Here is a 25,582-nt window from a genome sequence, read left to right on the forward strand (position 1 = left end):
CGCTCAGCTCTCCAGACGCGGCAGGACGATACTGAAACGGCTGCCCGTACCGACCTCGCTCTCGCAGACCAGATGCCCGGCATGCCGCTCGACCACGGCCCGCACCATGGTCAGCCCCAGGCCCAGCCCCTCGCTCGCCTCGACATCGCCCAGCCGCCGGTATGGCAGGGACAGCTGGGACAGGTCCGCGGCCGCGATACCACGCCCCTGGTCGATGACGCTGCAGCAGATCCAGTCGCCTTCGAGCCGCAGCGCCAGCTCGACGCGCGTTCCGGACGGGCTGTACTTGATGGCATTTTCCAGCAGGTTGAACAGCGCGCGGCACAACAGCCCGTGGTCGGCGCTGACCAGCGTCTCGTCGTCGTCCAGCCGGTGCACCAGCTCGATGCCTTTGGCGCGCCCTAGCGGCCAGGCCTGCTCGAAGGCGTCCAGCGCGATCGTCCCGATCAGGGTCGGTTCGAAGCGATAGTCCTCGGACTCGGCACGCGTCAGCTGAACGAAATCCTCGGTCAGGCCCAGCGCCCGCCGGACCTGCCCCTCGATCTGTTGCAGCACGCTGTCGTCACCCGGCGCCGCGCGTTTCTGCAGCTCGAGCAGGGCGAGAATCGCCGAGTGCGGCGCCCGCAGGTCATGCGACAGAAAGCGCAACATGGTGCTGCGCTGCGCCTGCGCCTCGCGCTCGGCGCTCAGGTCGAGCAGGGCCACCAGCCAGCCCAGTGCCAGCGCTCCGCTGGCAGAGCGCATCGCTGCCACCTCCAGGCGCAGGTGCAGACCGGACGGGCTGCGGAATTCCACGCCACCCATGTCACGCAGGTCACCCGCGAGGCCTGGCGGATAGCCAAGCTCGACCAGCAACTCGTTCACCTGCCCGCCCAGACGGGCATCGCCGACGATGTGCCGGGCCCTTGCGCTGCTCAGCAGGATCAGACCCTGCGGATCGCACACCAGTGTCGCCACGGGCAGTTGCTCCAGCCCCTCGGTCATGAAGCGGCGGGTGTCGCGAACCCGCGCCAGCGCACGCTCCAGCGCCATGATGCGTTGCTGCAGCACATCCCCTCCGAGGGCGGCCGCCACGCCCTGCTCGGGTAGCACGCGAGGCTCGGCGTCCAGGCGGGCCAGCTCCCAGCCGAAGTAGGCCAGGACCGCACTCTGCCGCCGCCAGTGCCACAGCAGGTAGGTCAGCAGCAGCCCCAGCAGACTCGCCGCGGGCGACCACCACCAGCCGCTGGACAGCAGCCCCCAGGACAGCGCCAGGCTCGCGGTGGCCATCAGCAGTGTCAGCGCCAGGGCATGACGCAAGCGCGCCAGCAGGAAGGCGATCAGCAGCAACGCCACCGGCAGGCAGGCCATCAACGCCGTGACCCAAGCGGCGGGCTCGACGATGCTGCGCCGTTGCAGCAAACCGTTGAGAATGCTGGCCTGGATCGCCACCCCCGGCGTCACGCCCGCACTACCGGCCACGGGAGTGACGTAGCGGTCGCCCAGACCCGGCGCACTGGCGCCGACCAGTACCACGCGACCGCGCAACAGGCTGTCCGGCACTTCCCCGCGCAGCACGCTCAGATAGGGCACGACGGGGAACTGCCGCGAGAATGGAATGCGGATCCTGTTCTGCCGCTGCCAGCCGGCCAGCAGTTCCCCTTCCGGGCGCCCCGGCAACTCGGCGGCGGCATCCGGCTGCAGATGGGCGAAGGCCTGCAGCGCGAGCAGGGGGCGCGTTCGCCCCGGCGGGCCCTCGTGCAGGTAGACGGAGCGCACCACGCCGTCGCCATCCGCCTCGACATTGATGTGACCGAGGCCGAGCGCGCACTCGCGCAGCGATGAAAAGGGCAGGATCTCACCCGGGGCCTGGCCCTGCCGGGTCCTGCCGTCACGCAGCAGCGGCAGGAGCAGATTGCCTGAGCGACAGACTGCCCTGGCCAGCGGCTCATCCTCTTCAGGACGGGCCGATTCGGTGAAGATCACGTCGAACAACACCAGTTCGGCCCCCGCCTGCTGCAGACGCTCGATCAGGTCGGCATGCACGCCTCTGGGCCAGGGCCAGCGACCGATGGCCGCCAGGCTGCGGTCATCGATCTCCACCAGCAGCAAGCGCGAGTCCTGCGGCACTGCGGTCCAGCCGAGCAAGCGGTCGTAGATCAGGTTGTCGAGCGTGCTCAGTCGCCCCTGCGCGAGAAAGGCGACCAGCGGCAGCAGGATCAGCGCCAGCAATGCCCATTCACGGACGATGCGCCGGAACAGCCGCCCGGACATCGAGAAGGCGCCCGAGCGCCCCGGCTCATGGGGCATTGCGACGCCAGGCCGGCAGATAGAGGATCTGGTAGACCGAGGTCATGCCTTCCAGGCCATTGTCATCGAAGGCGGACAGGCGCACGTGGTAGGTGTCGACCGGCAGCCCGCTGAAGTTGACGCTGGGCGTCTCGGAAAAACGCTCCTGGCGAATGCGCAGGAACTGTTCGTCGCTGGCCAGCTGCACGCGATAGCGGGTGGCGCCGGGCAGCGGCTGCAGCAGCAGTGTCCAGTTGCCCGAACTCATGTCGCGACCGCCCTGCCCCAGCAGACGCGGCGCCGGTAGCAGCTCGACCGGACGCAGCTCGCCCTGTGGCAGCAGGTTCAGCCCCTGACGGGCACCGACCAGCACCGCAGACTGCTCGTCATCGACGCGCCGCGCCGCGACACCCCCTTCGAGCACCTCGGACAGACTGCGCGTTTCCCCCTCCGCAATGCGCACGCGGAAGTGGGTACCACGCACGCCAAGCACCCCGACCGGGGTCAGCACCTGATAGTGCTCGTCGTCCTCCGCCTGCTTGCGCACGTAGGATTCGACCTGGCCCTGGCGCAGCATGATCTGCAGGCGTTCGTGCTCCTCTTCCCAGTGCAGTTCGACCTGGGAGCTGGACGGCAAGACGATGCGCGAACCGTCGCCACTGACCAGGCTGACGAACGTGGAGTCCTCGGTGCGAATACCTTCCTTGTCATCGACCTGCATGCCTTCGCGCAATGCCGTTTCCGCGCCGCGCGCGTCGACTATCCACGCCCGCCCTTCCAGGTACTGGACATAGACAGGCAACTGCGGAGCCAGCGGGCCGACCAGCTCGCCGTCCTCGACAGGCTCGGCCAATGCGTCCACGCCGGCGCACGCCCCCACGACCAGCAATGCCCTGCAGAACCACGCGCCGGCGCTCAAGGCACCACGCAACCCCAGCATCCCCATTTCCCTTGTCACTCAGTCCAACTCCAGGCGATTGCGGCCATTTCTCTTGGCTCTGTACAGGGCCTGATCGGCCCGGCGCAGGGTATCCACGCCCGACTCGCCAGCCGAGAACGACGCCAGACCAGCCGAACAGGTGATACGCAGGCGCCGGCCACGCACATGAAAGGGCGCCGACTCGATGCTCTTGCACAGTTCCGAGAGCACCGCGTAGCCGGCTTCCCGGCCGGTATTGGGCAACAGGATAGCGAACTCCTCGCCACCATATCGCGCCAGAAAGTCGCTGTCGCGCAAACGCGACGCCAGCAACCGGGCGATCAGGCGCAAGGCCTTGTCGCCCGCCGGATGACCGAAGTCATCGTTGATGCGTTTGAAGTGATCCACATCCAGGAATGCCAGTTGCAGGTCGCCGCCGTGGCGCCGGTGACAGGCCAGCGCTTCGCTCAGGCGCAGTTCCCAGGCCCGGCGATTCGGCAGCTTCGTCAGCACATCGGTCAGCGCCTGGCGCTGTTGCTGGTGAGCCAGCCCGTTGAGGCGCTGCAGGCGCTTGCGGTATCCATCGAGTTCGACCTGCAGGCTGACGATGCGCGCCTGCATGATCTGCTCGGTGTGCTGCTGGGCATGCAGCGCCTCCAGCAACTGGCGCAACCGGGCATGCGTCAGCCCATGCGGAGGTGATACGTCCGCACCATGGATCGATGTGATAGTTGCCATCGCCCACCTCCGTTGCGAATTCATTCACGCCCGATCAGGCGGTGACATCCGGCACCCAGGACCGCGCCCAGCAACGGCGCGAGCCAGAACAGCCAGAGTTGCTCGATGGCCCAGCCACCGACATAGAAGGCCACGGCGGTACTGCGCGCCGGGTTCACCGAGGTGTTGGTCACCGGAATGCTGATCAGGTGAATCAGCGTCAGCGCGAGGCCGATGGCCAGCGGCGCAAAGCCGGTGGGCGCTCGCCCGGAGGTGACGCCCAGGATGATCAGCAGGAACATCGCGGTCATCAGCACTTCGCAGATCAGCGCCGCCAGCAGCGGGTAGTCGCCGGGAGAGTGCTCGCCATAGCCATTGGCGGCGAAGCCGGAGCCGACCAGGTCGAAGTCCGAGCTGGCGGCGGCGATCAGGTACAGCGCGCCCCCGGCCAACAGGCCGCCAGCCACCTGCGCCAGCATGTAGGGCAGCACGTCCCTCGACGGGAAACGCCCGGCGGCCCACACACCCAGCGTCACCGCCGGATTGAAGTGCGCACCGGAGACATGCCCCACCGCATAGGCCATGGTCAGCACGCTCAGGCCGAACGCCAGGGAGATACCCAGCAGGCCCACACCGAACCCCGACAGGATGGCCGTACCGCAGCCCCCTATCACCAGCCAGAACGTACCAAGCAGTTCGGCAGCGTATTTATTCATCATCATCACTCCAGCACACACGACATGAACGAGGGGCAGCGCCTCCCTGCGCCCCTCTGGCCAGCCGACGGCAGCCTCCATGGCACGCCGTCCACCGCCAGGAACCCCGACGGCCAGTCCCTGAGCCACGAGGCAAGGTCCATCCCGGACCGGTTCGATGCGGGCTCCCTGCCCGGGCACCCAATCCGGGTGCCCAGACCGTCCCTGGACAGGGTCTTCAGAAGACCCAGCGCGGCCTCACCACCTCCAGCGGGTAGTCGTCGCCGATCAGCAGCAGATGTTCCGGCACCGCAGGACGGGACCAGACCCTCTGCTCGAGATGGCCTACCGGCTGGCGTGGCAACGCCGCTTCTGCCTCGACGAACACCCGGGTACGCGTGGGCGTGACCGACAACAGAGCCAAGCCCCCCAATGCCAACACGACTCCTGTACGCATCAACGCCCCTTTGCCTCCAGACATCCGCCCTCTCCCTGGCGGCCTGATGCAGGCCCCGCAGACAACACCGGGGCCCCTCCCTTTGACGCGGACTCTAGCAAGCACCCCGCGGGATTTGAGGGATCCGTCACATTTCTTCAGAATCAGCGAGAATTCATCGCCAGCCAGGCGATCAGAGCAGCGAAGTAACGGAGGACAGGCCATGCGCGTGGCGATACTGGACGATGAGACGGCTGAACTGCAGCGCCTCGAGCAGACCCTGCAGAGCATGGACGAGTCGCAGCGCGCGCCCTGGCTCACGCACTGTTTCTGTCGCGGTGAAGAGATGCTCCGGCGGCTCAAGCGCGAGCGCTACGACCTGCTCATCCTCGACTGGCAGGTGCCGGACATCAGTGGCCTGCAGATTCTCAAGTGGAGCCGTGAGCACCTGGAAGATTCGCCACCGGTGATCATGATCACCAGCCGCGACAGCGAGCAGGACGTGGTGCGAGCCCTCAACGCCGGTGCCGACGACTACATCTGCAAGCCCTTTCGCCCGCACGAGCTGCGGGCGCGCATCCTCGCGGTGATGCGCCGTCGGGGCGGAGTCCGCCCGGCAGAGGCCGAACGCAGTCAGTTCGGCGACCTGCTGTTCGACGACGCCGAGCTCTGCGTCAGCCGCGCCGGCCAGCCGGTGACGCTGACCGAGCGCGAGTACCGCATTGCGCGTTATCTGTTCAACAACCTTGGCCGCCCGCTATCACGCGAGTACTTCTACGAGCGCTTCTGGCCCCATGAAGAAGTGCATTCCTCGCGCCCGCTGGATACCCACATCTACCGTTTGCGCAACAAGCTGGGCCTGTCGCCCGAACATGGCTGGCAGTTGCTCACCATCTACGGCTATGGCTATCGGCTGGAGCGCGTCGGCGACGAGCAGGCCCACTAGCCCCGCAGCGCCAGCGCATCCAGCAGCCCCGCAGCGATGGCCATGCCCACCAGCTCCGGCAGGGTCTCGGCCTGCATGCGCTTCATCACCCGCGAGCGGTACAGGTCGACGGTCTTCACGCTGATATGCAGCTGCTCGGCCACCTCACGGTTGGTGTAGCCGCGCACCAGCGGCAGCAGCACGTCACGCTCGCGCGGGGTGAGCTGCTCCAGACGCGCCTGCACCTCGGCCAGACGTGAATCGCGGCGCGGTACCGGCGCACGACGCTCCAGCGCCTGCTGCACACTGTCGAGCAGCAGCTGCTCGTTGTAGGGCTTCTCGATGAAATCCACCGCGCCGGCCTTGAACGCACGCACCACGATGGGAACATCGGCATGGCCGCTGACGAAGATCACCGGCAGCTCGATGCCGCGCGCACGCATCTCGTCCTGCACGTTCAGCCCGCCCATCCCCGGCATGCGCACATCCAGCAGCACGCAGGCATTGGCGTTCGCCTCGCAGGCTTCGAGAAAGGCGCGGCCACTGGTGAAGGGCACGCCTTTCAGGCCCACCGACTCCAGCAGCCAGAGCGTCGAGTCGAGCATGCCCTGGTCGTCATCGACCACATAAACCAGTTGTTGCATCCGCGTGCAGCTCCTCTTGTTGTTATGCATTTCATCGCTCGCGGCTAGAAGCCCCTCCCACAGCGTGCAGGCTTCGTGGGAGGGGCCTTAGCCGCGACTGTTCGACAACGACTCGTCGTCTCTGCCCAGCGGCAAGCGGCACTCCAGGCACAGGCCGCCCTCCAGCGGGAATGCCTCCAGCGCACCGCCGAAGCCCTCGACGATGCTGCGACTCATGGACAGGCCGAGACCCAGGCCCTCCGCCTTGCTGGTGTAGAACGGCGTGAACAGCTTGACCAGTTGCTCGTCACTGACTCCCGGCCCCTGGTCGAGCACACGGATCGCCAGGCTGCCGTCCTGCTCGCAGGCCTCCAGACGAATCTGCGAAGCCGCGCCGGCATGCACTTCACGATTGGCTTCGATGGCATTGCGCAGCAGGTTGAGCAGCACCTGTTCGAGCAGCACCCGGTCGGCGAACACCGGCGGCAGATTGTCCGGCAAGGCGTCGCACACCGCCACCTGCGCGGCACCGGCTTCCCAGTGACAGAGGCGCACCGCCTCGCGCGCCACCTCGGCCAGATCGAGCGCCTGCATGCGCCGCTGGCCCTTGCGCAGGAAGGCGCGCAGGCGCTTGATCACCTCCGAGGCGTGGTTGGCGTGCTCGGTGATGCGCGCCAGGCCCTGGGCCACCTTGTCCGTCGCCGCCGGGTCGCCGCCGACGCCCTGCAGGTAGCGCTGGCTGGCGCCGGCGTAGTTGACCACCGCCGCCAGCGGCTGGTTGATCTCATGGGCGATGCCCGAGGCCAGCTCGCCCAGGGTGACCAGCCGCGCGGTGTGCGCCAGCTCGTCCTGGTGGCGACGCTGCTGCGCCTCGCGCAGTTCGCGCTCGGTCATGTCCCGCGCCACCAGCGAGTAGTAGCGCTCATCACCGGCGCCACGATGCGCCAGCAACACCAGCGACACCGGCAGCGAGCCCCCCGCCAGCGGCAGCAGGCGCGCCTCGCAGCTCCACACACCGCCGGCATCGGCGCGGGCCCAGCCCTCGCGTTCGAGCAGCGCCAGATCGGCCTCGGCCAGCAGTTGCGGCAAGGTCGGCAGCGGCTGTTCGGCGGCGATGCCCAGCGCCCGGCGTGCCGAGGGGTTGAGGTGGGTCAGGCGTCCGCCCGGTTCGATGAACAGCACCAGATCGGTATTGGCCTCGACGACCTCGGCCAGACGCCGCTTGTTCTCTTCGGCCTGAATACGTGCGGTGATGTCGCGCGAGACACTGACCACCTCCACCACCGCGCCGGTGTAGGTCTCGCGAATGGCGCGGCTGGCGGTCTCGAACCACAGGTAATGGCCGTCCCGATGGCGAATCCGGTAGGTCATGGTGTGATAGCCATCCTGCTCCAGCGCCTCATAGGCCTGGCGCGCCTGCTGGGTCTGGTCCAGCGGATGCAGCAGGCTGTCCACGCTGCGCCCGCGCAGCTCCTCCGGCCAGTAGCCGAGCAGGGTCCAGCTGGCGGGCGAGGCATCGAGGAACACGCCTTCGGGCGTGTGACGGGAAATCAGGTCCGTGGTGTTCTCGGTGATCAGCCGGTACAGGCGACGCGCACGCGCGGCTTCCCGCTGATCACGCACCTCCTGGGTCGCCTCGCGGCAGCGCGCCAGCACCTGCCGCTCCGCCAGGTCGGGGATGAAACTCCAGATCAGGATGCGCTCGCCATCCTGCGCCTCGACCGCCTCGATGGCCCTGCGCTGCTCCAGGCAGGCACGCACCAGTGGCAGGTGGTTGACCGGCAGCAAGGCCTCGACCTGCGCCAGCGAGCGCTCGCCAAGCAGCGCCTGCAAGGCCTGGTTGAACTCCAGCGGCTGCGCTCGTTCGTCGAGCAGCAGCGCCGGCTGCGGATCGGCCGAGAGCAACGGCGCACTGCGACTCATGCCGCCGGCCAGGCCAACCAGCTGCACCAGCAACTGACGCAGCCAGGGCAACCACTCCAGCCCGGCGCCTTCCTCCACCTGCAGCAGCAACAGCCCCGCACTACCGTCCTCCAGGCTCAGCGCCAGCGCCTGGCCATGGTGGATGGCGGCGCGGCGCAAGCGCCCGGCCAGCCAGCACGGCAGCTGGCGCAATGCGTCCAGGCTCATGCTCGGCTGCGCCAGCAGCGCCTCGAACAGCACCTGGTCGCCAGCAGCCAGGGGGTCGCCTTGCCCCGGCGGCAGGCGCGGGCCGCCGCCCTCCTGCGCATAGGTCCCGCTGGCCGGCTGCCAGGCCAGGTACCAGGCCTGGCGCACCTGCGGGCAACCCAGCACGGCGCGGCGCAGAGCCGCCGCCCGTTCGTTGAGGGACGGCGCCTCGCGCTGAATGCGTAGCCAGGCCTGCAGCGGCACGGCCGCCTGATCGCTCGAAAGACTCATATAGTAGTTATTCTATAAAACCTTGGTACAACTTCCATATAAATTAGAAATGCCCTATAAATTACCGCCAGAAAGATTCGGTAATGCCTGCATCATTACCGGAATAACCAGAGCTAACAATCAGCCAAAGGTGTATCCGCCATGTCGATCTACGAGCAGGGCCTCGGCCGCGCCGCCGTCAACCATGTCGCCCTCAGCCCCCTGAGCTTCATCGAACGTACGGCGGCGGTATACCCGCACTACCCGGCCGTGGTGCATGGCTCGATTCGACGTGACTGGGCCGAGACCTACGCGCGCTGCCGGCGCCTGGCCTCGGCACTGGCCGGACGCGGAATCGGCAAGGGCGACACGGTGGCGGTGATGCTGCCGAACATCCCGGCGATGCTCGAGGCGCATTTCGGCGTGCCGATGATCGGCGCGGTGCTCAACACCCTCAACGTGCGCCTGGATGCCGAAGCCATCTCCTTCATGCTGCAGCATGGCGAAGCCAAGGTGGTGATCGCCGACCGCGAGTTCTTCGATGTGATCCACGCGGCCATCGGCATGCTCGACCATCCGCCGCTGGTGATCGACGTCGACGACCCCGAGTACGGCGAAGGCCAGGCGGTCAGCGACCTGGACTACGAAGCCTTCCTCGCCGAGGGCGACCCGGAGTTCGCCTGGCAATGGCCGACGGACGAGTGGCAGGCCATCAGCCTCAACTACACCTCCGGCACCACCGGAAACCCCAAGGGCGTGGTCTACCACCACCGCGGCGCGTTCCTCAACGCCATGGGCAACCAGATGACCTGGAACATGGGCAACCACCCGGTCTACCTGTGGACCCTGCCGATGTTCCACTGCAACGGCTGGTGCTACCCCTGGACCATCACCGCGCTGGCGGGCGTGCATGTGTTCCTGCGCCGCGTCGACCCGGCGAAGATCCTCACCCTGATCCGCGACGAGCAGGTCAGCCACCTGTGCGGCGCGCCCATCGTGCTCAACGCGCTGGTGAACATGCCCGCGGAGGCCAAGGCGGCCATCGATCATCCGGTCAAGGCCATGGTCGCCGGCGCCGCGCCACCGGCCAAGGTGATCGGCGCGGTGGAAGAGATGGGCATCTCCGTGACCCACGTCTATGGCCTGACCGAGGTCTACGGCCCGGTGACCCTGTGCGCCTGGCACGCCGAGTGGGACGACCTGCCGCTGGAGGAGCGCGCCACCATCAAGGCGCGTCAGGGCGTGCGCTACCCGACCCTGGAAGGCGTCATGGTCGCCGACCCGAAAACCCTCGAGCCGGTCCCGCGTGACGGCCAGACCATCGGCGAGATCTTCATGCGCGGCAACACCGTGATGAAGGGCTACCTGAAGAACCCCAGCGCCACCTCCGAAGCCTTCGAGGGCGGCTGGTTCCACACCGGCGACCTGGGCGTGTGCCACGCCGATGGCTACGTGGAAATCCGCGACCGCCTCAAGGACATCATCATCTCCGGCGGCGAGAACATCTCCACCATCGAGGTCGAGGGCGTGCTCTATCGCCACCCTGCCGTGCTGGAGGCCGCCGTGGTCGCCCGCCCGGACGAGAAATGGGGCGAGACGCCCTGTGCCTTCATCACCCTCAAGACCGGCCAGCAGGCCAGTGACAGCGACATCATGGCCTTCTGCCGCGAGCACCTGGCCGGCTTCAAGGTGCCGAAGACCGTGGTCTTCACGGCACTGCCGAAGACCAGCACCGGGAAGATCCAGAAGTTCGTCCTGCGCGACATGGCCAAGGCGCTCTGACCCTGTGTGGGAGGGGCTTCAGCCGCGAGCGCCTCCCACAGACCGCAGCCTACCGTTTTCACAACAACAAGAACCGGCCCTGGCGGCCGACGGAGAACCCTCATGCAAATCTTCAAGCGCCGTGACGGCGACGAGCAACCGCACTGGCCTGTCGGCCCGTTCAAGGTGCGCCTGCCTTTCGTCCACTACCGCTGGGAAACCGCCGAGATGCTGCAGGCGCTGATCATGTTCGTGGTCAGCCTGGCGATGATCCCGCTGCTGGAAAAGTACCTCGGCCTGCCCTACGACGTGGCGCTGGCCTACGTGGTGGTATGCGGCATCGGCTTCATGCTGCCGGCGCTGCTCGGCGTGCCCTTCGTGCCCGGCTGGATCACCCCCGGCATCCCCGTGGTGCTGCTGTTTCTCGGCAACTACGAACCGGGCCCGGAGGCCATCCGGGCGCTGTTCGCCCTGCAGTTCCTGGTGTTCGTGATCTTCCTCTTCCTCGGCGTCACGCGCCTGGGCAGCACGCTGGTGCGGCTGATCCCCAACTCGATGAAGGGCGGCATCATCATCGGCGCCGGCATCGCCGCCCTGATGGGCGAGATCAGTGCCGGCGGACGCCTGGCCAATACGCCGATATCCCTGGTACTCGGCAGCCTGATCTGCCTGTACCTGATGTTCTCGGTGTCGTTCAAGGGCCTGACCGAGCGCCTGCCGCTGGCGCGCAAGGTGGTCAACTACGGCATGGTGCCCGGGATGCTGATCGCCATCTTCATCGGCATCGCCGTGGGCGAGTACAAGATGCCGGACGTCAGGTGGGGCATCACCGCGCCGGCCTTCGGCGAGATGTGGAACTACCTGCCCTTCAGCGTCGGCTTCCCCGGCCTGGACGTGTTCATGCTGGCCGTTCCCACCGCAGTGATCGCCTACGTGATCGCCTTCGGCGACATCATCGTCGGCCAGTCGCTGATGCAGCGCGCCGATGAACTGCGCACCGATGAAGTGATCGAAAACAACGTCGACCGCGTGCACCTGGTGACCGCCATCCGCAACGCCCTGCACGCCTTCTTCGCGCCCTACCCTGGCCTCGCCGGGCCGTTGTGGACGGCCGTGGCGGCGACCATGGCCGAGCGCTACAAGTACGGACGCAAGGCGATGGACTCGATCTACAGCGGAGCCGGCACCTTCTGGATCACCGGCTTCGCCGCGCTGTTCATGCTGCCGCTGGTCAGCTTCTTCCAGCCGGTGCTGCCGATCGCCCTGTCGCTGACGCTGATCCTCACCGGCTACATCTGCCTGATGGTCGGTTTCGAGCAGCTGAACAACAACACCGAACGCGGTATCGCCGGCACCATGGGTGTGGTGCTCGCCGTCTACGGCGCGGGCTGGGGCCTGGCCGCAGGCGCTGCGCTGTACATTCTGGTCGAGCGCACCCATCTGCTTAAATTCACCAGCGTCAAGGATAAGCCGAGCGAGACCGCTGAAGCCGACTGACGCTTTTTCGTTCCACACGCGCCGCGCTCGTCGCGGCGCCCCTGCTGTCGAGGTTGCACCATGCCCGAATTCAACGCCCCGCTGCGCGACATGCGCTTCGTCCTTCATGACGTGTTCCAGGCGCCGAGCCTGTGGGCGCGCCTGCCGGCCCTGGCGGAAACCGTCGACGCCGACACCGCCGACGCCATCCTCGAAGAGGCAGCCAAGGTCACCGGCACCCTGATCGCCCCGCTCAACCGCAGCGGCGACGAGGAAGGCGCGCAGTGGCAAGCGGGCGAGGTACGCACCCCGGCAGGCTTTCGCGAAGCCTATGCCACCTACACCGAGGGCGGCTGGGTCGGCCTCTCCGGCAACCCCGAGTACGGCGGCATGGGCATGCCCAAGATGCTCGCCGTGGCCTTCGAGGAAATGCTCTACGCCGCCGGCTCCAGCTTCGCCCTGTACTCGGCGCTGAGCTCCGGCGCCTGCCTGGCCATCGACGCCCACGCCAGCGAGGAACTGAAGAGCACCTACCTGCCGCCGATGTACGAAGGCCGCTGGGCCGGCTCCATGTGCCTGACCGAGGCCCATGCCGGTACCGACCTGGGCATCATCCGCACCCGCGCCGAACCCCAGGCCGATGGCAGCTACAAGGTCACCGGCAGCAAGATCTTCATCACCGGCGGCGAGCAGGACCTGACCGAGAACATCATCCATCTGGTGCTGGCCAAGCTGCCGGACGCGCCCGCGGGCCCGAAAGGCATCTCGCTGCTGCTGGTGCCCAAGGTGCTGGTCAACGCCGACGGCAGCCTGGGCGCGCGCAATGCGGTGAGCTGCGGCTCCATCGAGCACAAGATGGGTATCAAGGCCTCGGCCACCTGCGTGATGAACTTCGACGGCGCCACCGGCTACCTGATCGGCGAGGTCAACAAGGGCCTGGCGGCGATGTTCACCATGATGAACTACGAACGCCTGTCCATCGGTATCCAGGGCATCGGCTGCGCCGAGGCCTCCTACCAGTCGGCGGTGGACTATGCCCGCGAGCGCATCCAGAGCCGCGCCGCCACCGGCCCGGTCAATCAGGACAAGGTCGCCGACCCGATCATCGTGCATGCCGACGTGCGCCGCATGCTGCTGACCATGAAGGCGCTCAACGAAGGCGGCCGCGCCTTTGCCTGCTACGTCGGCCAGCAGCTGGACCTGGCCAAGTACGCCGAGGATGCCGGCGAGCGGCAGAACGCCGAAGCCCTGGTCGCGCTGCTCACACCGGTGGCCAAGGCCTTCTTCACCGACACCGGCCTGGAAAGCTGCGTGCATGGCCAGCAGGTGTTCGGCGGCCACGGTTATATCCGCGAGTGGGGCCAGGAACAGCTGGTGCGCGACGTGCGCATCGCGCAGATCTACGAAGGCACCAACGGCATCCAGGCCCTCGACCTGCTCGGGCGCAAGGTGGTGGCCAACGGCGGCGCCGCACTGCGCCTGTTCGCCAGTGAAGTGCGTGCTTTCGCCCACGCCAACGCGTCGTCCCATGGCGAGCGCCTGGTCGAAGCGCTGGAGCGCCTGGAGGCGGTCAGTGGCTGGGTGCTGGAACAGGCCAAGGCCGACCCCAACTCGGTGGGCGCCGCCTCGGTGGAGTATCTGCACCTGTTCGGCTACGTCGCCTACGCCTACATGTGGGCGCGCATGGCCGCCGTGGCGCAGCGCAAGCAGGCCGAGGACGAAGCCTTCTGCAGCGCCAAGCTGGCCACTGCCGAATTCTTCTTCAGCCGCCTGCTGCCGCGCACCCTGAGTCTGGAAGCGAGCATTCGCGCCGGCAGCCAGCCGCTGTACGGCCTGGCCGCCGAGCAATTCTGAAGGTTGAGCGTGTTGCGCGGCCTTGCGCCGCGCTTTTTTATTCAGCAGCGGAGGCAGCACAGGCCTCCGCCGAGGACCCCTTATGCGTGAAGTCGTGATAGTCGCCGCCTGCCGTACCGCCATCGGCAGTTTCCAGGGGGCGCTGAGCCGCATCCCGGCCCCGGAGCTGGGCGCGATGGTGATCCGCGAGCTGCTGGCCCGCAGCGGCGTGGACGAGGCCCAGGTGGACGAGGTCATCCTGGGCCAGGTGCTCACTGCCGGCAGCGGGCAGAACCCCGCGCGGCAGAGCGCCCTGCTCGCCGGTCTGCCACACACGGTGCCGGCCATGACCCTGAACAAGGTCTGCGGCTCCGGCCTCAAGGCGGTGATCCTCGGTGCCCAGGCCATTCGCGGTGGCGACGCCGAGATCATCGTCGCTGGCGGCCAGGAGAACATGAGCCTGGCCCCCTACGTCATGCCCGGCGCCCGCACGGGCCTGCGCATGGGGCATGCGCAACTGCTCGACACCATGATCCAGGATGGCCTGTGGGACGCGTTCAACGACTATCACATGGGCATCACCGCCGAGAACCTGGCCGAGCAGTACGGCATCAGCCGCGCCGAACAGGACGCCTTCGCCCTGCGCTCGCAGCAACGCGCGCAGGCGGCCATCCAGGCCGGGCGCTTCAGCGCCGAGATCGTCCCGGTCGCCGTACCCCGCCGTGGTGCCGAAGCGCTGATCGTCGAGCGTGACGAGCAGCCACGCTCCGACGCCAGCCTGGAGGGCCTGGGCAAATTGCGGGCGGCCTTCAAGAGCGACGGCACGGTGACCGCCGGCAATGCCTCGACCCTCAACGACGGCGCCGCCGCGGTACTGCTGATGAGTGCCGAGAAGGCCGCCGAACTGCGCCTGCCGGTGCTGGCGCGCATCGCCGCCCACGCCAGCGCCGGGGTCGACCCGGCCGTGATGGGCATCGGCCCGGTGTTCGCCAGCTGCAAGGCGCTGGAGCGCGCCGGCTGGAGCCTGGAGCAGCTCGACCTGATCGAGGCCAACGAAGCCTTCGCCGCCCAGGCCATCGCCGTGGGCCGCGAGCTGCACTGGGACAGCGCCAAGGTCAACGTCAACGGCGGCGCCATCGCCCTCGGCCACCCCATCGGCGCCTCGGGTTGCCGTATCCTGGTCAGCCTGGTCCACGAGATGCAGCGCCGCGAGGCACGCCGTGGCCTGGCCACCCTGTGCATCGGCGGCGGCCAGGGCGTGGCCCTGGCTCTCGAACGCTAGAACAAAGGAGCCGGTGGCGGTAAAAAGCGCCATCCACCCTGCGCCTGCATCGCTCGCAGGGTGGCTCAGGCTGCACCGCCCCACCCTGCAATCCCGGACAAGAACAAGAGAATCCCATGCGAACCCTGACGACCCTGACCGGCAACAGCCAGAAACTCGACGGTGGAGCCATGTTCGGCAACGCCCCCAAGGCCCTCTGGCAACGCTGGATGCCCGCCGACGAACTGAATCGCATCGACCTCGGCTGCCGCGCCCTGCTGGTGCAGGAAGAGGAGCGCAACATCCTGGTGGAAACCGGTATCGGCGCCTTCTTCAGCCCGGAGCTGAAACAGCGCTTCGGCGTGCAGGAAGATCGCCACGTGCTGCTCGACAGCCTGGCCGCGCTGGGCCTGAGCGACGCCGACATCGATATCGTGGTGCTCACCCACCTGCACTTCGATCACGCCGGCGGCCTGCTCGCCGCCTGGCAGGACGACCAGCCGCCGCGCCTGCTGTTCCCTCATGCACAGTTCGTCACCGGCCGCCAGCAATGGCAGCGTGCGCGCCAGCCCCATGCGCGTGATCGTGCGTCGTACATCCCGGAGCTGCTGGACCTGCTCGAAGCCAGTGGCCGCCTGCAACTGATCGACGCAGGCGCGACCCACTGCGACCTGCTCGGCGCCGACTGGCGCCTGCACTGGAGCGATGGCCACACCCCGGGCCAGCTGCTGCCGGAGGTCGCCATGCCGGGTGGGCCGGTGGTGTTCCCCGGCGACCTGATTCCCGGCGCGCCCTGGGTTCACCTGCCGATCACCATGGGCTACGACCGCTTTCCCGAAGGCCTGATCGAAGAGAAGGAAGCCCTGCTCGCCGACCTGTTCGGCCGTGGCGGCCGGCTGGTGTTCACCCATGACCCGGACACCGCCATGGGCCGGGTAAGCCGCGATGAAAAAGGCCGTTATGGTCTCGATGAGGCGATAAAAACGGCGCATCTGCTGGCAAACTGACGCCACCGGGCCTTGACGTAGCGGTCATGCAGCGCGAGCATGGCCGCTTGTTTTTCAGCCGTGGTCGCAACCACACCGGCGCCCCAGGGAGGGGTTCGCGCCTGGTCAGCGGAAGACTGGCCGTGGTGCCGTGTCCACCTCGACAGCCCTGGGGAACCGCTTCATGAGCCTGGCCTCTGTACGCGCCTTCTTCGCCGCCAAGGCGCCCGACATTTCGATCATCGAGCTGCAGTCCAGTACCGCCACCGTGGCGCTGGCCGCCGAAGCCCATGGTGTTTCGCCGGGACAGATCGCCAAGACCCTGGCCTTCCGCATCGCCGAACGCGACCTGCTGATCGTCGCCCGTGGCGATGCGCGTATCGACAACCGCAAGATGAAGGAGTGCTTCGGCGCCAAGGCCAAGATGCTCGATGCACAGACCGTGATCGAGCTGACCAGCCATCCGGTCGGCGGCGTCTGCCCGTTCGGCCTGGCCACGCCACTGAGCGTCTATTGCGACCGCTCGCTGCTGGCCTTCGATGAAGTGCTGCCGGCGGCCGGCGCTACCCACAGCGCGGTGCGCATCGCGCCGCGGCGCATGGCCGAGCTGGTCGATGCCGAATGGGTCGATGTCTGCCAGGCGGTGGAAACCGAAGCCTGCTGAACGAAGCTAGAGGCCGCCGCTGACACCCAGGCTCACGCCCAGCGCAGCGGCCAGGGAGAACGGCAGCAGCAGGGTGTCGAGCAGCGCACTGCCCGGCAGATCCAGCCCCGGATAACGTGGCGCCTCGGTTCCGAAGCGTTCCAGCGGGCAACAGCCTCCGTTCAGCGCGTACCAGTCCAGCCGCGTCCCCGCGTACACCACCGGCGCGTCGGCCTTGGCCGCATCCAGCGTACGCAGCGTGGCGCAGCCTTGCATGGCGAGGATCAGCAGCGCCAGGGCGGCGAGGCGCACGTCAGTCGTCCGAGACCATGTGATGTTCGCCCCAGCGCGGCAGCATGTCCTGGGGAATGCCCAGGCAGTTGAGGATGCGCGCGACGACGAAGTCCACCAGATCATCCAGCGTCTGCGGCTGGTGATAGAAGCCCGGCGAGGCCGGCAGGATGGTCACCCCCAGGTTCGACAGCTTGAGCATGTTCTCCAGGTGGATGCTCGAATAGGGCGCCTCGCGCGGCACCAGGATCAACTGGCGGCGCTCCTTCAGCGCCACGTCGGCGGCGCGTTCGATCAGGTTGTTGCAGGCACCGCTGGCAATCGCCGACAGGGTCCCGGTGCTGCACGGCACCACCACCATGGCAGTCGGCGCCCCCGAACCGGATGCTGCCGGCGCCATCCAGTCCTCCTTGCCGTAGACCCGCACCTGCCCCGGCGCAGCACCGGTGTACTCGGTGAGAAACTGCGCCATGGCCTGCGGCTTGCTCGGCAGCGCGACGTCGGTTTCGGTCGCCATCACCAGCTGCGCCGCCTTGGAGATCAGGAAGTGCACTTCACGATCTTCCTGCACCAGGCAGTCGAGCAGGCGCAGGCCGTACTGCGCGCCCGAAGCGCCGGTCATGGCCAGAGTAATGCGTTCAGGACCGCTCATGGATGCTCCACTGGGCGGGTGTGCCCCGCCGGTTCATCTGGGTGGCGGGCTGCCCCGCCCTGTCACCGGGTTATGCGTCTCAGGCCAGGGCCTGCGCCAGCTTGCCGTGCAGGCCGCCAAAACCGCCATTGCTCATGATCACCACCTGGGTGCCCGGTCGCGCCAGCGCCTTCACCCCATCGATGATCGCCTCCAGCGAATCGCACACGCGGGTCGGGTTGCTCGCCCCGGCAACGGTGGCGGCCAGGTCCCAGCCGAGGTTCGCCGGCGCATACCAGAACACCGCGTCCGCCTGCACGGCCGATTCGGCCAGGCCATCACGGTGCGCGCCGAGCTTCATGGAATTGGAACGAGGCTCGATCACCGCGATCACCTGCGTGTCGTTACCCACGCGCTTGCGCAGACCATCCAGGGTGGTGGCGATGGCCGTCGGGTGATGGGCGAAATCGTCGAAGACGGTGATGCCGTTCACCTCGGCGACCTTTTCCATGCGCCGCTTGGCATTGACGAAACGGCCCAGCGCCTCGATGCCGAGGGCCGGCACCACGCCGACATGGCGCGCCGCAGCCAGGACGGCCAGGGCATTGGCGACGTTGTGCTGGCCGGTCAGGTTCCACTCCACGGTGCCTTCGACCTTGCCCGCGAAACTCACCTCGAAGCGCGAACCATCGGCAGCGAGCAGCCGCGCCTGCCACTGGCCGCCCTCCCCGGTGGTCTGCACGGGCGTCCAGCAGCCCATCTCGATGACCCGCGCCAGCGCCGTTTCACTGGCCGGATGGATCACCAGCCCCTCACCCGGCACGGTACGCACCAGATGATGGAACTGCCGCTCGATGGCCGCCAGGTCCGGGAAGATATCCGCGTGGTCGAACTCCAGGTTGTTGAGGATCGCCGTACGCGGACGGTAGTGGACGAACTTGCTGCGCTTGTCGAAGAAGGCGCTGTCGTACTCGTCGGCCTCGACCACGAAGAACGGCGTCCCGCCCAGGCGCGCGGAGATGCCGAAGTTCTGCGGCACGCCACCGATCAGGAAGCCTGGGCTCATGCCGGCATGCTCCAGTACCCAGGCCAGCATGCTCGAACTGCTGGTCTTGCCGTGGGTGCCCGCCACCGCCAGCACCCAGCGCCCCTGCAGCACGTGGTCAGCCAGCCACTGCGGGCCGGAGACGTAAGGCAGGCCCTGGTTCAGCACGTACTCGACGGCGGGGTTACCCCGGCTCATGGCGTTGCCCACCACCACCAGATCGGGTGCCGGCTGCAGGTGCGCCGGATCGTAGCCCTGCAGCAACTCGATGCCCTGGGCTTCGAGCTGGGTGCTCATGGGCGGATAGACATTGGCGTCGGAGCCGGTGACGCGGTGGCCAAGCTCCTTGGCCAGGACGGCCAGCGACCCCATGAAGGTGCCGCAGATGCCGAGAACGTGGATATGCATGGATGACCTCAAGAACGGGCCGCTTCAGCCCGGAAAGCTTGCCGCAGGTTAGCACAGCGCCCAGGCCAACCCCATGCCCGGCGCAGCAGCCGTTTGACCCGCGCGCGCGGAAAAGATCACGGCACCTCGCAGAATTCTGCGCACGGCACGCAGGACAAACGGCGCTTGCCAACCGGCAAGCCTTGGCAGTAGGCTCAACTGGTCTGACCGGTAATACCACAATAATGAATAGCGCTCGCCAGCCATGCCGCCAGAGGCACCGCGAGCGCGCCGAACGGAGACCCCCGCCATGCTACTCAAGCTCTGCTCCCGCTCGATATTTCTGCAAGTCATCATCGGCCTGATCCTCGGCATCCTCGCCGGCGTTGCGCTGCCGGAGCTGTCGGCGCAACTCAAGCCGCTCGGCGATGGCTTCATCAAACTGATCAAGATGCTCATCGCGCTGATCGTCTTCTGCGTCGTGGTCAACGGCATTTCCGGTGCGGGCGACCTGAAGAAGGTCGGCCGTATCGGCCTGAAATCGGTGATCTACTTCGAGGTACTGACCACGGTCGCCCTGGTCATCGGCCTGAGCGTCGCCTACGGCCTGGGTCTTGGCTCGGGCGCCAACATCGACCTGGCCAGCCTGTCCGGCAACGAGGCAGCGGCCCTCAGCTCGGGAACCCACCTGCACGGCCCGGTGGAGTTCATCCTCGGCCTGATTCCCACCTCGGTATTCAGTGCCTTCGCCGAAAACAACATCCTCCAGGTGCTGCTGTTCGCCGTGCTGTTCGGCAGCGCCCTGAACCTGGTGGGCGAGCAGGCGGCCGGGGTGTCGAAACTGATCGGCGAGGTCAGCCACGTGATCTTCCGCATCATGGGCATGATCGTGCGCCTGGCCCCCATCGGGGTGTTCGGCGCGGTGGCCTTCACCACCAGCCGCTACGGCCTGGAGTCCCTGAGCCACCTGGGCGCCCTGGTCGCCGTCTTCTACCTCACCTGCATCCTCTTCGTGGTGCTGGTGCTCGGTAGCGTCCTGCGTGTCTGCGGCCTGCCGCTGCTGCCGTTTCTGCGTTACTTCCGTGAAGAACTGGTGATCGTCTTCGGCACCGCCTCCTCCGATGCCGTGCTGCCTCAGGTGATGCGCAAGCTGGAACGCATGGGCATTCGCAGCTCCACCGTCGGCCTGGTGATCCCCACGGGCTACTCCTTCAACCTGGACGGTTTCTCGATCTATCTCACGCTGGCCGTGGTGTTCATCGCCCATGCCACGGGTACCGCGCTCTCGGCAGGTGATCTGCTGACCATTCTGCTGGTGTCGCTGGTCACCTCCAAGGGCGCCCATGGCATTCCCGGCTCGGCCCTGGTGATCCTCGCAGCCACCCTGACGGCCGTTCCCGCCATCCCCGCAGCCGGGCTGGTGCTGGTACTCTCGGTCGACTGGTTCATGGGCATCGGCCGGGCGTTGACCAACCTCACCGGCAACTGCGTCGCGACCGTCGCCATCGCCCGCTGGGAGAACGACATGGACCTCACTCGGGCCCAGCACTGCATCGCCGAGCATGCACAAGCGCGCAACGCCGAGCCCTCCGGCAGCCCACACACGCCACTGGCTCGCCCCGGCAAGACAGACGCCTGAGAGATGACGGCGGCCCACAGAAGATTTCAACCATAGGGGAAGGCTCAATGTTCGCCTCATCCAAACGAGTCGATTCGATCGTGCAGAAGCTCCTTGAGCCCATAGAGCGCGGACAATGGGCCGTGGGCCAGATGCTGCCAGGACAACGAGAGCTGGCCGAGCAACTCCAGATCAGCCGCCCCAGCCTGCGTGAAGCCATCACCGTGCTGGAAACGCTGGGCGTCCTGCGTTCCCTGCCGGGCAAGGGCGTGCAGGTGCTGGACAGCTCGCCGCAGCAACGCGACGGCGCGGCCCGGCAAGCGATTCCGCGCTCGGCCACCCTGGAGAACGTGCTGCAGCTGCGCTATGCCCTGGAGCCATTCATCGCCGGTCTGGTGGCGCAGTCGATCGACGACAGCGCGCTGAGCCAGCTGCGCCTGCTCGTTCTGGACATGCGCGAAGCGGTGGAGGAACGCAATCCGCAGGCGCTGGGCACGGCCTACTCGGCCTTCCATCGCAAGCTGGTGGCAATCACCTCCAATCCGATCTTCCTCAGCGTGTCCCAGCAGACCGCTGGCGCACTGGAGCAAAGCGACGGCCCGACCCTGCGCGAGCCTGAACACGCCGAGCAGGTTCTCGAAGAGCACGAAACCATCCTGCGCGCCATTCGCCGCCGTGACAGCGAACTGGCCAGCCGCGCCATGCGCCAGCACATCCTCAACGAAGGCAGCCGTCTCGACCTGCAGCTGCAACTGCCAGAAACCTGAACGCGGCTCGTGCCCTCGGAGATCCTCAGCGATGCGAGTCATCACCCCCGGCCCAACGCCCGCGCAGCAGCAGCCTCCACAAGGCATGAGCAGACCGCCGGAACAGACGCTCTACGAGGCACTGCAGGGCGCCATACTGCAACGCCGCCTGGCACCGGCGGCAGCGCTGGACAAGGCGACGCTCGGCCAATTGTTCGGCCTGAGCAGCAACGCCGTGCAGCGAGCGCTGCAACGTCTGGCGCAGGATGGCGCCGTGGAACTGCCAGCCAACCAACCTGCACGGGTGACGCGCCCCTGCGCAAAACGCGCCGGCAAGTTGCTGCAGGCCCGCCTGTCACTCGAGATGCAGATCCTCAGGTTGCTCCCTGCCCGCCTGGAACAGGCTGAACTCGAAAGCCTCTGCGGGCAGGTACAACGCCAGCGTGACTGCCTGCAACGACGCGACCACGCGGGCCTGATCGAAGCCGTGAACGGCGTGCACCTTCAGCTGGCAACGCTGGCGGACAACCCCTGGCTCCGGGATTTTCTCGCCAGGCTCCTGCGCCAGACCGCCCTGCATGTCGCGCTCAGCCGCACCCAGCCCTACGATGCAAGTGCCTGCGATGAGCAGCAGCGACTGATCGAGCGGCTGGCCGAAGGTGACAACGCCGGTGCTGAAACCCTGATGGAGCATCACCTGCGCAACCTGTTCGCCCGCCTGCGCTTCATCCCGCCGCCCACTACCGACCTGCACGCCGCCTTCGCCGGCAGGTTGGCAAGCAGGACCACGGCACGAATCCGACGCTAGGTGCGCAGCCGAACAGAATCAAACGCTTGCTTGGATTGCGCTTTCAACTGGCTTTGAGGCAGCATCGTTCGGGCGACTGGCACAACAGCTGCATCGTCACGCCTGCCCCATCACAGACAGAAGCCGAGGCCCACCATGCGCATCGTCCAAGCCACCCTGGAGCACCTGGACCTGTTGAACCCGCTGTTCGTCAAATACCGCGAGTTCTATAACGAACTGCCGTACCCGGAGTCCTCGCGCAAGTTTCTCGAAAAACGCCTGCGCCGCAAGGAGTCGGTGATCTACCTCGCCCTGGCCGACGAAGAAGACAAGCTGCTCGGCTTCTGCCAGCTGTACCCCAGCTACTCCTCGCTGTCGCTCAAACGCGTGTGGATCCTCAACGACATCTATGTCGCCGAAGACGCTCGCCGCCAGCTGGTAGCCGACCGCCTGCTGCATACCGCCAAGCAGATGGCCAAGGACACCCACGCGGTGCGCATGCGCGTGGCCACCAGCCGTGACAATGAAGTCGCGCAGAAGGTCTACGAGTCCATCGGCTTCGTCGAAGACGAGCAGTTCAAGAACTACGTGCTGCCGATCAACAGCGACTGAGCCTCACCCGCCCAGGCTCAGCAGCAGGCCCAGCAACAGCGGCAGCACGAGCGCAGCCAGGGTCAGCAGCCGCGCTGGCTGCAGCGTGGGCCGCTGCAAGGCCCGGCTGCGGCGCTGCTGCAACGGCTGTTGCAAGGCCAGTTGAAACTCCGACAGCGCCTCGAAGCGCGCCTGCGGCTGCGGGGCCAGTGCCCGCGCCAGCACGCCATCCCAGCCCTGGGGGGCGCGCACGGCAAAGTTGGCCAGGGGCACGTAGCAATGTCCGGGACCAACATCCGCTCGCGCCGCCTCGGGCCATTGCCCGCACAACAGCCAGTACGCCAGCGCCGCCAGCGCGAACTGGTCGGCGCGGCCATCCAGGGCACGCCCGCTGCGCAGTTCCGGCGCCAGCGGCAGCGCATGCTCGGGCAACAGCTGCCGCGCCACGGTGGGCAGAATCGCTGCGGCGCCGGGCAGCAACAGCACCCGGCCGTCATCGCCCAGCAGGATCTGCCTCGGGTTGAGCCACAGCCCCTGCATGCCCCGGCGCTGCAACGAGCGCACGGCGCCGATCAGTTGCGCCAGCACGCTCAGCAGCGTTTGCGCATCGGGCGCCCCCTGAGCGGCCACCCAGTCGACCAGATTGCGCATGCCACGGGGCGGCGCGGCCAGCACCAGGTAGGCCCGCGTGCGGGCACGCAGCGACGACAGCACCTGCGGCAGCGCCTGGTGCGTGCTGCGCCGCAACGCCCACTCACGCTGCCAGAACGCCTCGTCGGCTGCCTCTTCGGCAAACCACAGCAGCGCGTCTCTTCCCGCCTCGTCACGGGCGAGGAACATCCGCCCGGCAGGCCCATAGGCGCAGTCGCGGCGCAGCGTCCAACCGTCGATCCGCTGACCGCACGCCACCTCGGCCAATGCCGGGCAGCTCGCCACGGGTGCCAGCACCGGCCACTCCTCGCCCGCTCCGGCACGCAGCAGCACCGCCGCGCCGGGGGCCTGCAGCAGGGGCTGGAGCAGCTCGCCCGGGGACGCGTCGAGCTGACCGCACAATGCCTGCAGATCGCTGACGTCGAGCAACGGCTGCGGCGCCAGCAACACCCGCTCGTCACGCTGCAGCAGCAGACTGTGCTGCACCAGGGCCAGCTCCGCCTGCCCGCCGAGGGCCTGACCGTCACGCCCGACCAGGGTGCTCGGCGCGCCGCAGCGAACCCGCGTCAGGCCGACGCTGCCCGCCTGCAGAAACTGCAGTTCCTCGCCCTGGATCAACAGCATGCCGGCATGCAGCTCGGCCACGCCCTGCCCGCTCTGGCGCCGGCGGAACAGCTGCAGGTTCAACGCCGCCAGCACCTGGCGCGCGGCCTGGGTCTCGCTCCAGCTTTGCGGGGTGCAGCGGAAATCGGCGAACAAGGCATCGAGGTGGCGCTCCAGGTACTGCACCACATCGGGGCAGTGGCGCGCCCAAAGGAGCATCACCAGCAGCAGCGGCGGGCGCTGCTGCCGGCCCGCCAGCCACATGGCCCGCGTGCGCGCAGCCTGCTGCGGCAAGTCCAGTCCCGCGCCGGACGCCAGACTGACGCCGGGATGTTCGAGCAGTTGCAACGCCATGCCCCGCCCTCCTGTAGCAGCGATGTCACTGCCAGCGTTGCAGCCTTTGTGCCGACTTGTGGCAAAGGCCGCCCGCACTTATGGTGAACGGGTCTTTTCCATGAGCCTGTCTGCATGTGGTCCTTCAAGGCCTGGCGCCGCCGCCGCACCCTCGAACACAACCCCGTCGATCCCGCCCAGTGGGCCGAGGTGCGCAGGCACCTGCCCATTCTCGACGGCCTCGATGAAGAGGAAGAGCAACTGCTGCGCGAACGCGCCGTACTGTTCCTGCACGACAAGCACCTGACCACGCTGTCCGGCCTCGCGCTCGGTCCGGTCGAGCGCCTGCTGCTGGCCGTGCAGGCGCAGCTGCCGTTGCTGCACCTGGGCGAACTGGAGTGGTACCGCGGCTTTCACGAAATTGTGCTGTACCCGGATGATTTCCTCAGCCCGCAGCGCCATCGCGACGCCAGCGGCATCGAGCACGAGTGGGATGACGCCCGCAGCGGCGAGGCCTGGCAACAGGGTCCGGTGATCCTGGCCTGGCCCGGCGTCGTGGCCAGCGGCGGCTGGGAGGGCTACAACCTGGTCATCCACGAGCTGGCGCACAAGCTGGACATGCTCGATGGCACCGCCAACGGCCTGCCGCCCCTGCACCGGGACATGCGCGTGCTCGATTGGGCCAATGCCATGCAGACGGCCTATGAACGGATGAATGCCGAACTGGATGCCGACCCCGAGGCCCACACGGCCATCGACCCCTATGCCGCCGAAGACCCGGCGGAGTTCTTCGCCGTGACCAGCGAATACTTCTTCACCGCCCCGGACCTGCTGGCAGCGGCCTTTCCCGAGGTCTACCGGCAGCTGTCACTGTTCTACCGCCAGGACACCCTGGCCAGGCTGCAGCGCCTGCAGGCGGAACACCCCGACTACAGGGAGGTCGAAAACGCGACCAATGGCTGAGTAGGCCAACGTAG

At 67.4% G+C, this 25,582-nt stretch carries 23 protein-coding genes; 12 read left to right on the forward strand and 11 right to left on the reverse strand.

What is annotated here, in order from left to right; translation table 11 throughout:
- Positions 1-3 precede the first annotated feature (3 nt).
- From EPK82_RS03190 to EPK82_RS03210, 5 genes are all read right to left on the reverse strand, one after another.
- Complete coding sequence (locus tag EPK82_RS03190) at positions 4-2,289, reverse strand: CHASE2 domain-containing protein (protein WP_134675761.1); 2,286 nt, start codon at positions 2,287-2,289, stop codon at positions 4-6.
- Positions 2,279-3,208: a FecR family protein gene (locus EPK82_RS03195; RefSeq protein ID WP_134675762.1), complete on the reverse strand. Its 930-nt coding sequence runs from the start codon at positions 3,206-3,208 to the stop codon at positions 2,279-2,281. The genes EPK82_RS03190 and EPK82_RS03195 overlap by 11 nt, the downstream gene beginning before the upstream one ends.
- 18 nt (positions 3,209-3,226) lie before the next feature.
- The gene (locus EPK82_RS03200) at positions 3,227-3,925 is read right to left on the reverse strand and encodes a GGDEF domain-containing protein (RefSeq protein ID WP_244229812.1); all 699 of its coding nucleotides are present in this window, start codon (positions 3,923-3,925) and stop codon (positions 3,227-3,229) included.
- A 20-nt stretch (positions 3,926-3,945) separates the two neighbouring features.
- The gene (gene aqpZ, locus EPK82_RS03205) at positions 3,946-4,620 is read right to left on the reverse strand and encodes an aquaporin Z (protein ID WP_134675764.1); all 675 of its coding nucleotides are present in this window, start codon (positions 4,618-4,620) and stop codon (positions 3,946-3,948) included.
- Positions 4,621-4,837: 217 nt separating this feature from the next.
- Entirely contained in the window at positions 4,838-5,056 is a 219-nt protein-coding gene (locus tag EPK82_RS03210; protein WP_134675765.1) for a hypothetical protein, read from the reverse strand.
- Positions 5,057-5,258: 202 nt separating this feature from the next.
- Between EPK82_RS03210 and EPK82_RS03215 the strand changes: the two genes are divergently transcribed.
- On the forward strand, positions 5,259-5,981 hold the full coding sequence (locus EPK82_RS03215; protein ID WP_134675766.1) for a response regulator transcription factor: 723 nt from the start codon (positions 5,259-5,261) through the stop codon (positions 5,979-5,981).
- Here the strand turns inward: EPK82_RS03215 and EPK82_RS03220 are convergent.
- Together EPK82_RS03220 and EPK82_RS03225 are read right to left on the reverse strand one after the other, a co-directional pair.
- Positions 5,978-6,604: a response regulator transcription factor gene (locus EPK82_RS03220; RefSeq protein WP_134675767.1), complete on the reverse strand. Its 627-nt coding sequence runs from the start codon at positions 6,602-6,604 to the stop codon at positions 5,978-5,980. The genes EPK82_RS03215 and EPK82_RS03220 overlap by 4 nt on opposite strands.
- An 87-nt stretch (positions 6,605-6,691) precedes the next feature.
- A complete protein-coding gene (locus EPK82_RS03225; RefSeq protein ID WP_134675768.1) occupies positions 6,692-8,983 on the reverse strand; it encodes a PAS domain-containing sensor histidine kinase in 2,292 nt (763 codons plus the stop codon).
- Between the two features lie 141 nt (positions 8,984-9,124).
- Between EPK82_RS03225 and EPK82_RS03230 the strand changes: the two genes are divergently transcribed.
- From EPK82_RS03230 to EPK82_RS03255, 6 genes are all read left to right on the forward strand, one after another.
- On the forward strand, positions 9,125-10,744 hold the full coding sequence (locus tag EPK82_RS03230; RefSeq protein WP_047591075.1) for an acyl-CoA synthetase: 1,620 nt from the start codon (positions 9,125-9,127) through the stop codon (positions 10,742-10,744).
- A 102-nt stretch (positions 10,745-10,846) separates the two neighbouring features.
- A complete protein-coding gene (locus EPK82_RS03235; RefSeq protein ID WP_134675769.1) occupies positions 10,847-12,220 on the forward strand; it encodes a solute carrier family 23 protein in 1,374 nt (457 codons plus the stop codon).
- Between the two features lie 60 nt (positions 12,221-12,280).
- Positions 12,281-14,053: an acyl-CoA dehydrogenase C-terminal domain-containing protein gene (locus EPK82_RS03240; protein ID WP_134675770.1), complete on the forward strand. Its 1,773-nt coding sequence runs from the start codon at positions 12,281-12,283 to the stop codon at positions 14,051-14,053.
- A gap of 82 nt (positions 14,054-14,135) precedes the next feature.
- The gene (locus EPK82_RS03245; protein ID WP_134675771.1) at positions 14,136-15,314 is read left to right on the forward strand and encodes an acetyl-CoA C-acetyltransferase; all 1,179 of its coding nucleotides are present in this window, start codon (positions 14,136-14,138) and stop codon (positions 15,312-15,314) included.
- A 116-nt stretch (positions 15,315-15,430) separates the two neighbouring features.
- Positions 15,431-16,300 carry an MBL fold metallo-hydrolase gene (locus EPK82_RS03250; protein ID WP_134675772.1) on the forward strand — a complete coding sequence of 290 codons (870 nt, stop codon included), beginning with the start codon at positions 15,431-15,433 and terminating at the stop codon, positions 16,298-16,300.
- A 163-nt stretch (positions 16,301-16,463) separates the two neighbouring features.
- Positions 16,464-16,943, forward strand: coding sequence for a YbaK/EbsC family protein (locus EPK82_RS03255; protein ID WP_037051508.1), 480 nt, complete (start codon positions 16,464-16,466; stop codon positions 16,941-16,943).
- Positions 16,944-16,949: 6 nt separating this feature from the next.
- Here EPK82_RS03255 and EPK82_RS24895 read toward each other — a convergent pair whose 3' ends face one another.
- From EPK82_RS24895 to mpl, 3 genes are all read right to left on the reverse strand, one after another.
- Entirely contained in the window at positions 16,950-17,198 is a 249-nt protein-coding gene (locus EPK82_RS24895; protein WP_052178375.1) for a YceK/YidQ family lipoprotein, read from the reverse strand.
- A 37-nt stretch (positions 17,199-17,235) separates the two neighbouring features.
- Positions 17,236-17,865: a flavin prenyltransferase UbiX gene (ubiX, locus tag EPK82_RS03265; RefSeq protein WP_037051506.1), complete on the reverse strand. Its 630-nt coding sequence runs from the start codon at positions 17,863-17,865 to the stop codon at positions 17,236-17,238.
- Positions 17,866-17,944: 79 nt separating this feature from the next.
- Positions 17,945-19,297, reverse strand: coding sequence for a UDP-N-acetylmuramate:L-alanyl-gamma-D-glutamyl-meso-diaminopimelate ligase (gene mpl / locus EPK82_RS03270; protein ID WP_134675774.1), 1,353 nt, complete (start codon positions 19,295-19,297; stop codon positions 17,945-17,947).
- A gap of 244 nt (positions 19,298-19,541) precedes the next feature.
- Between mpl and EPK82_RS03275 the strand changes: the two genes are divergently transcribed.
- From EPK82_RS03275 to EPK82_RS03290, 4 genes are all read left to right on the forward strand, one after another.
- Positions 19,542-20,915 carry a C4-dicarboxylate transporter DctA gene (locus tag EPK82_RS03275; RefSeq protein WP_208651086.1) on the forward strand — a complete coding sequence of 458 codons (1,374 nt, stop codon included), beginning with the start codon at positions 19,542-19,544 and terminating at the stop codon, positions 20,913-20,915.
- A gap of 47 nt (positions 20,916-20,962) precedes the next feature.
- Positions 20,963-21,661 (forward strand): FadR/GntR family transcriptional regulator, encoded by a 699-nt coding sequence (locus EPK82_RS03280; protein WP_134675776.1) that lies wholly within the window; start codon positions 20,963-20,965, stop codon positions 21,659-21,661.
- A gap of 85 nt (positions 21,662-21,746) precedes the next feature.
- Positions 21,747-22,448, forward strand: a complete 702-nt coding sequence (locus EPK82_RS03285) for a GntR family transcriptional regulator (protein ID WP_244229814.1) — start codon at positions 21,747-21,749, stop codon at positions 22,446-22,448.
- A 135-nt stretch (positions 22,449-22,583) separates the two neighbouring features.
- Positions 22,584-23,039, forward strand: a complete 456-nt coding sequence (locus EPK82_RS03290) for a GNAT family N-acetyltransferase (RefSeq protein WP_037051491.1) — start codon at positions 22,584-22,586, stop codon at positions 23,037-23,039.
- A 3-nt stretch (positions 23,040-23,042) separates the two neighbouring features.
- Here EPK82_RS03290 and EPK82_RS03295 read toward each other — a convergent pair whose 3' ends face one another.
- A complete protein-coding gene (locus tag EPK82_RS03295) occupies positions 23,043-24,626 on the reverse strand; it encodes a protein kinase family protein (RefSeq protein WP_134675778.1) in 1,584 nt (527 codons plus the stop codon).
- A gap of 114 nt (positions 24,627-24,740) precedes the next feature.
- Between EPK82_RS03295 and EPK82_RS03300 the strand changes: the two genes are divergently transcribed.
- The gene (locus EPK82_RS03300; RefSeq protein WP_134675779.1) at positions 24,741-25,568 is read left to right on the forward strand and encodes a M90 family metallopeptidase; all 828 of its coding nucleotides are present in this window, start codon (positions 24,741-24,743) and stop codon (positions 25,566-25,568) included.
- Positions 25,569-25,582: the final 14 nt, after the last annotated feature.

The sequence above is a fragment of the Ectopseudomonas khazarica genome, from assembly GCF_004521985.1.
Taxonomy (GTDB): domain Bacteria; phylum Pseudomonadota; class Gammaproteobacteria; order Pseudomonadales; family Pseudomonadaceae; genus Aquipseudomonas; species Aquipseudomonas khazarica.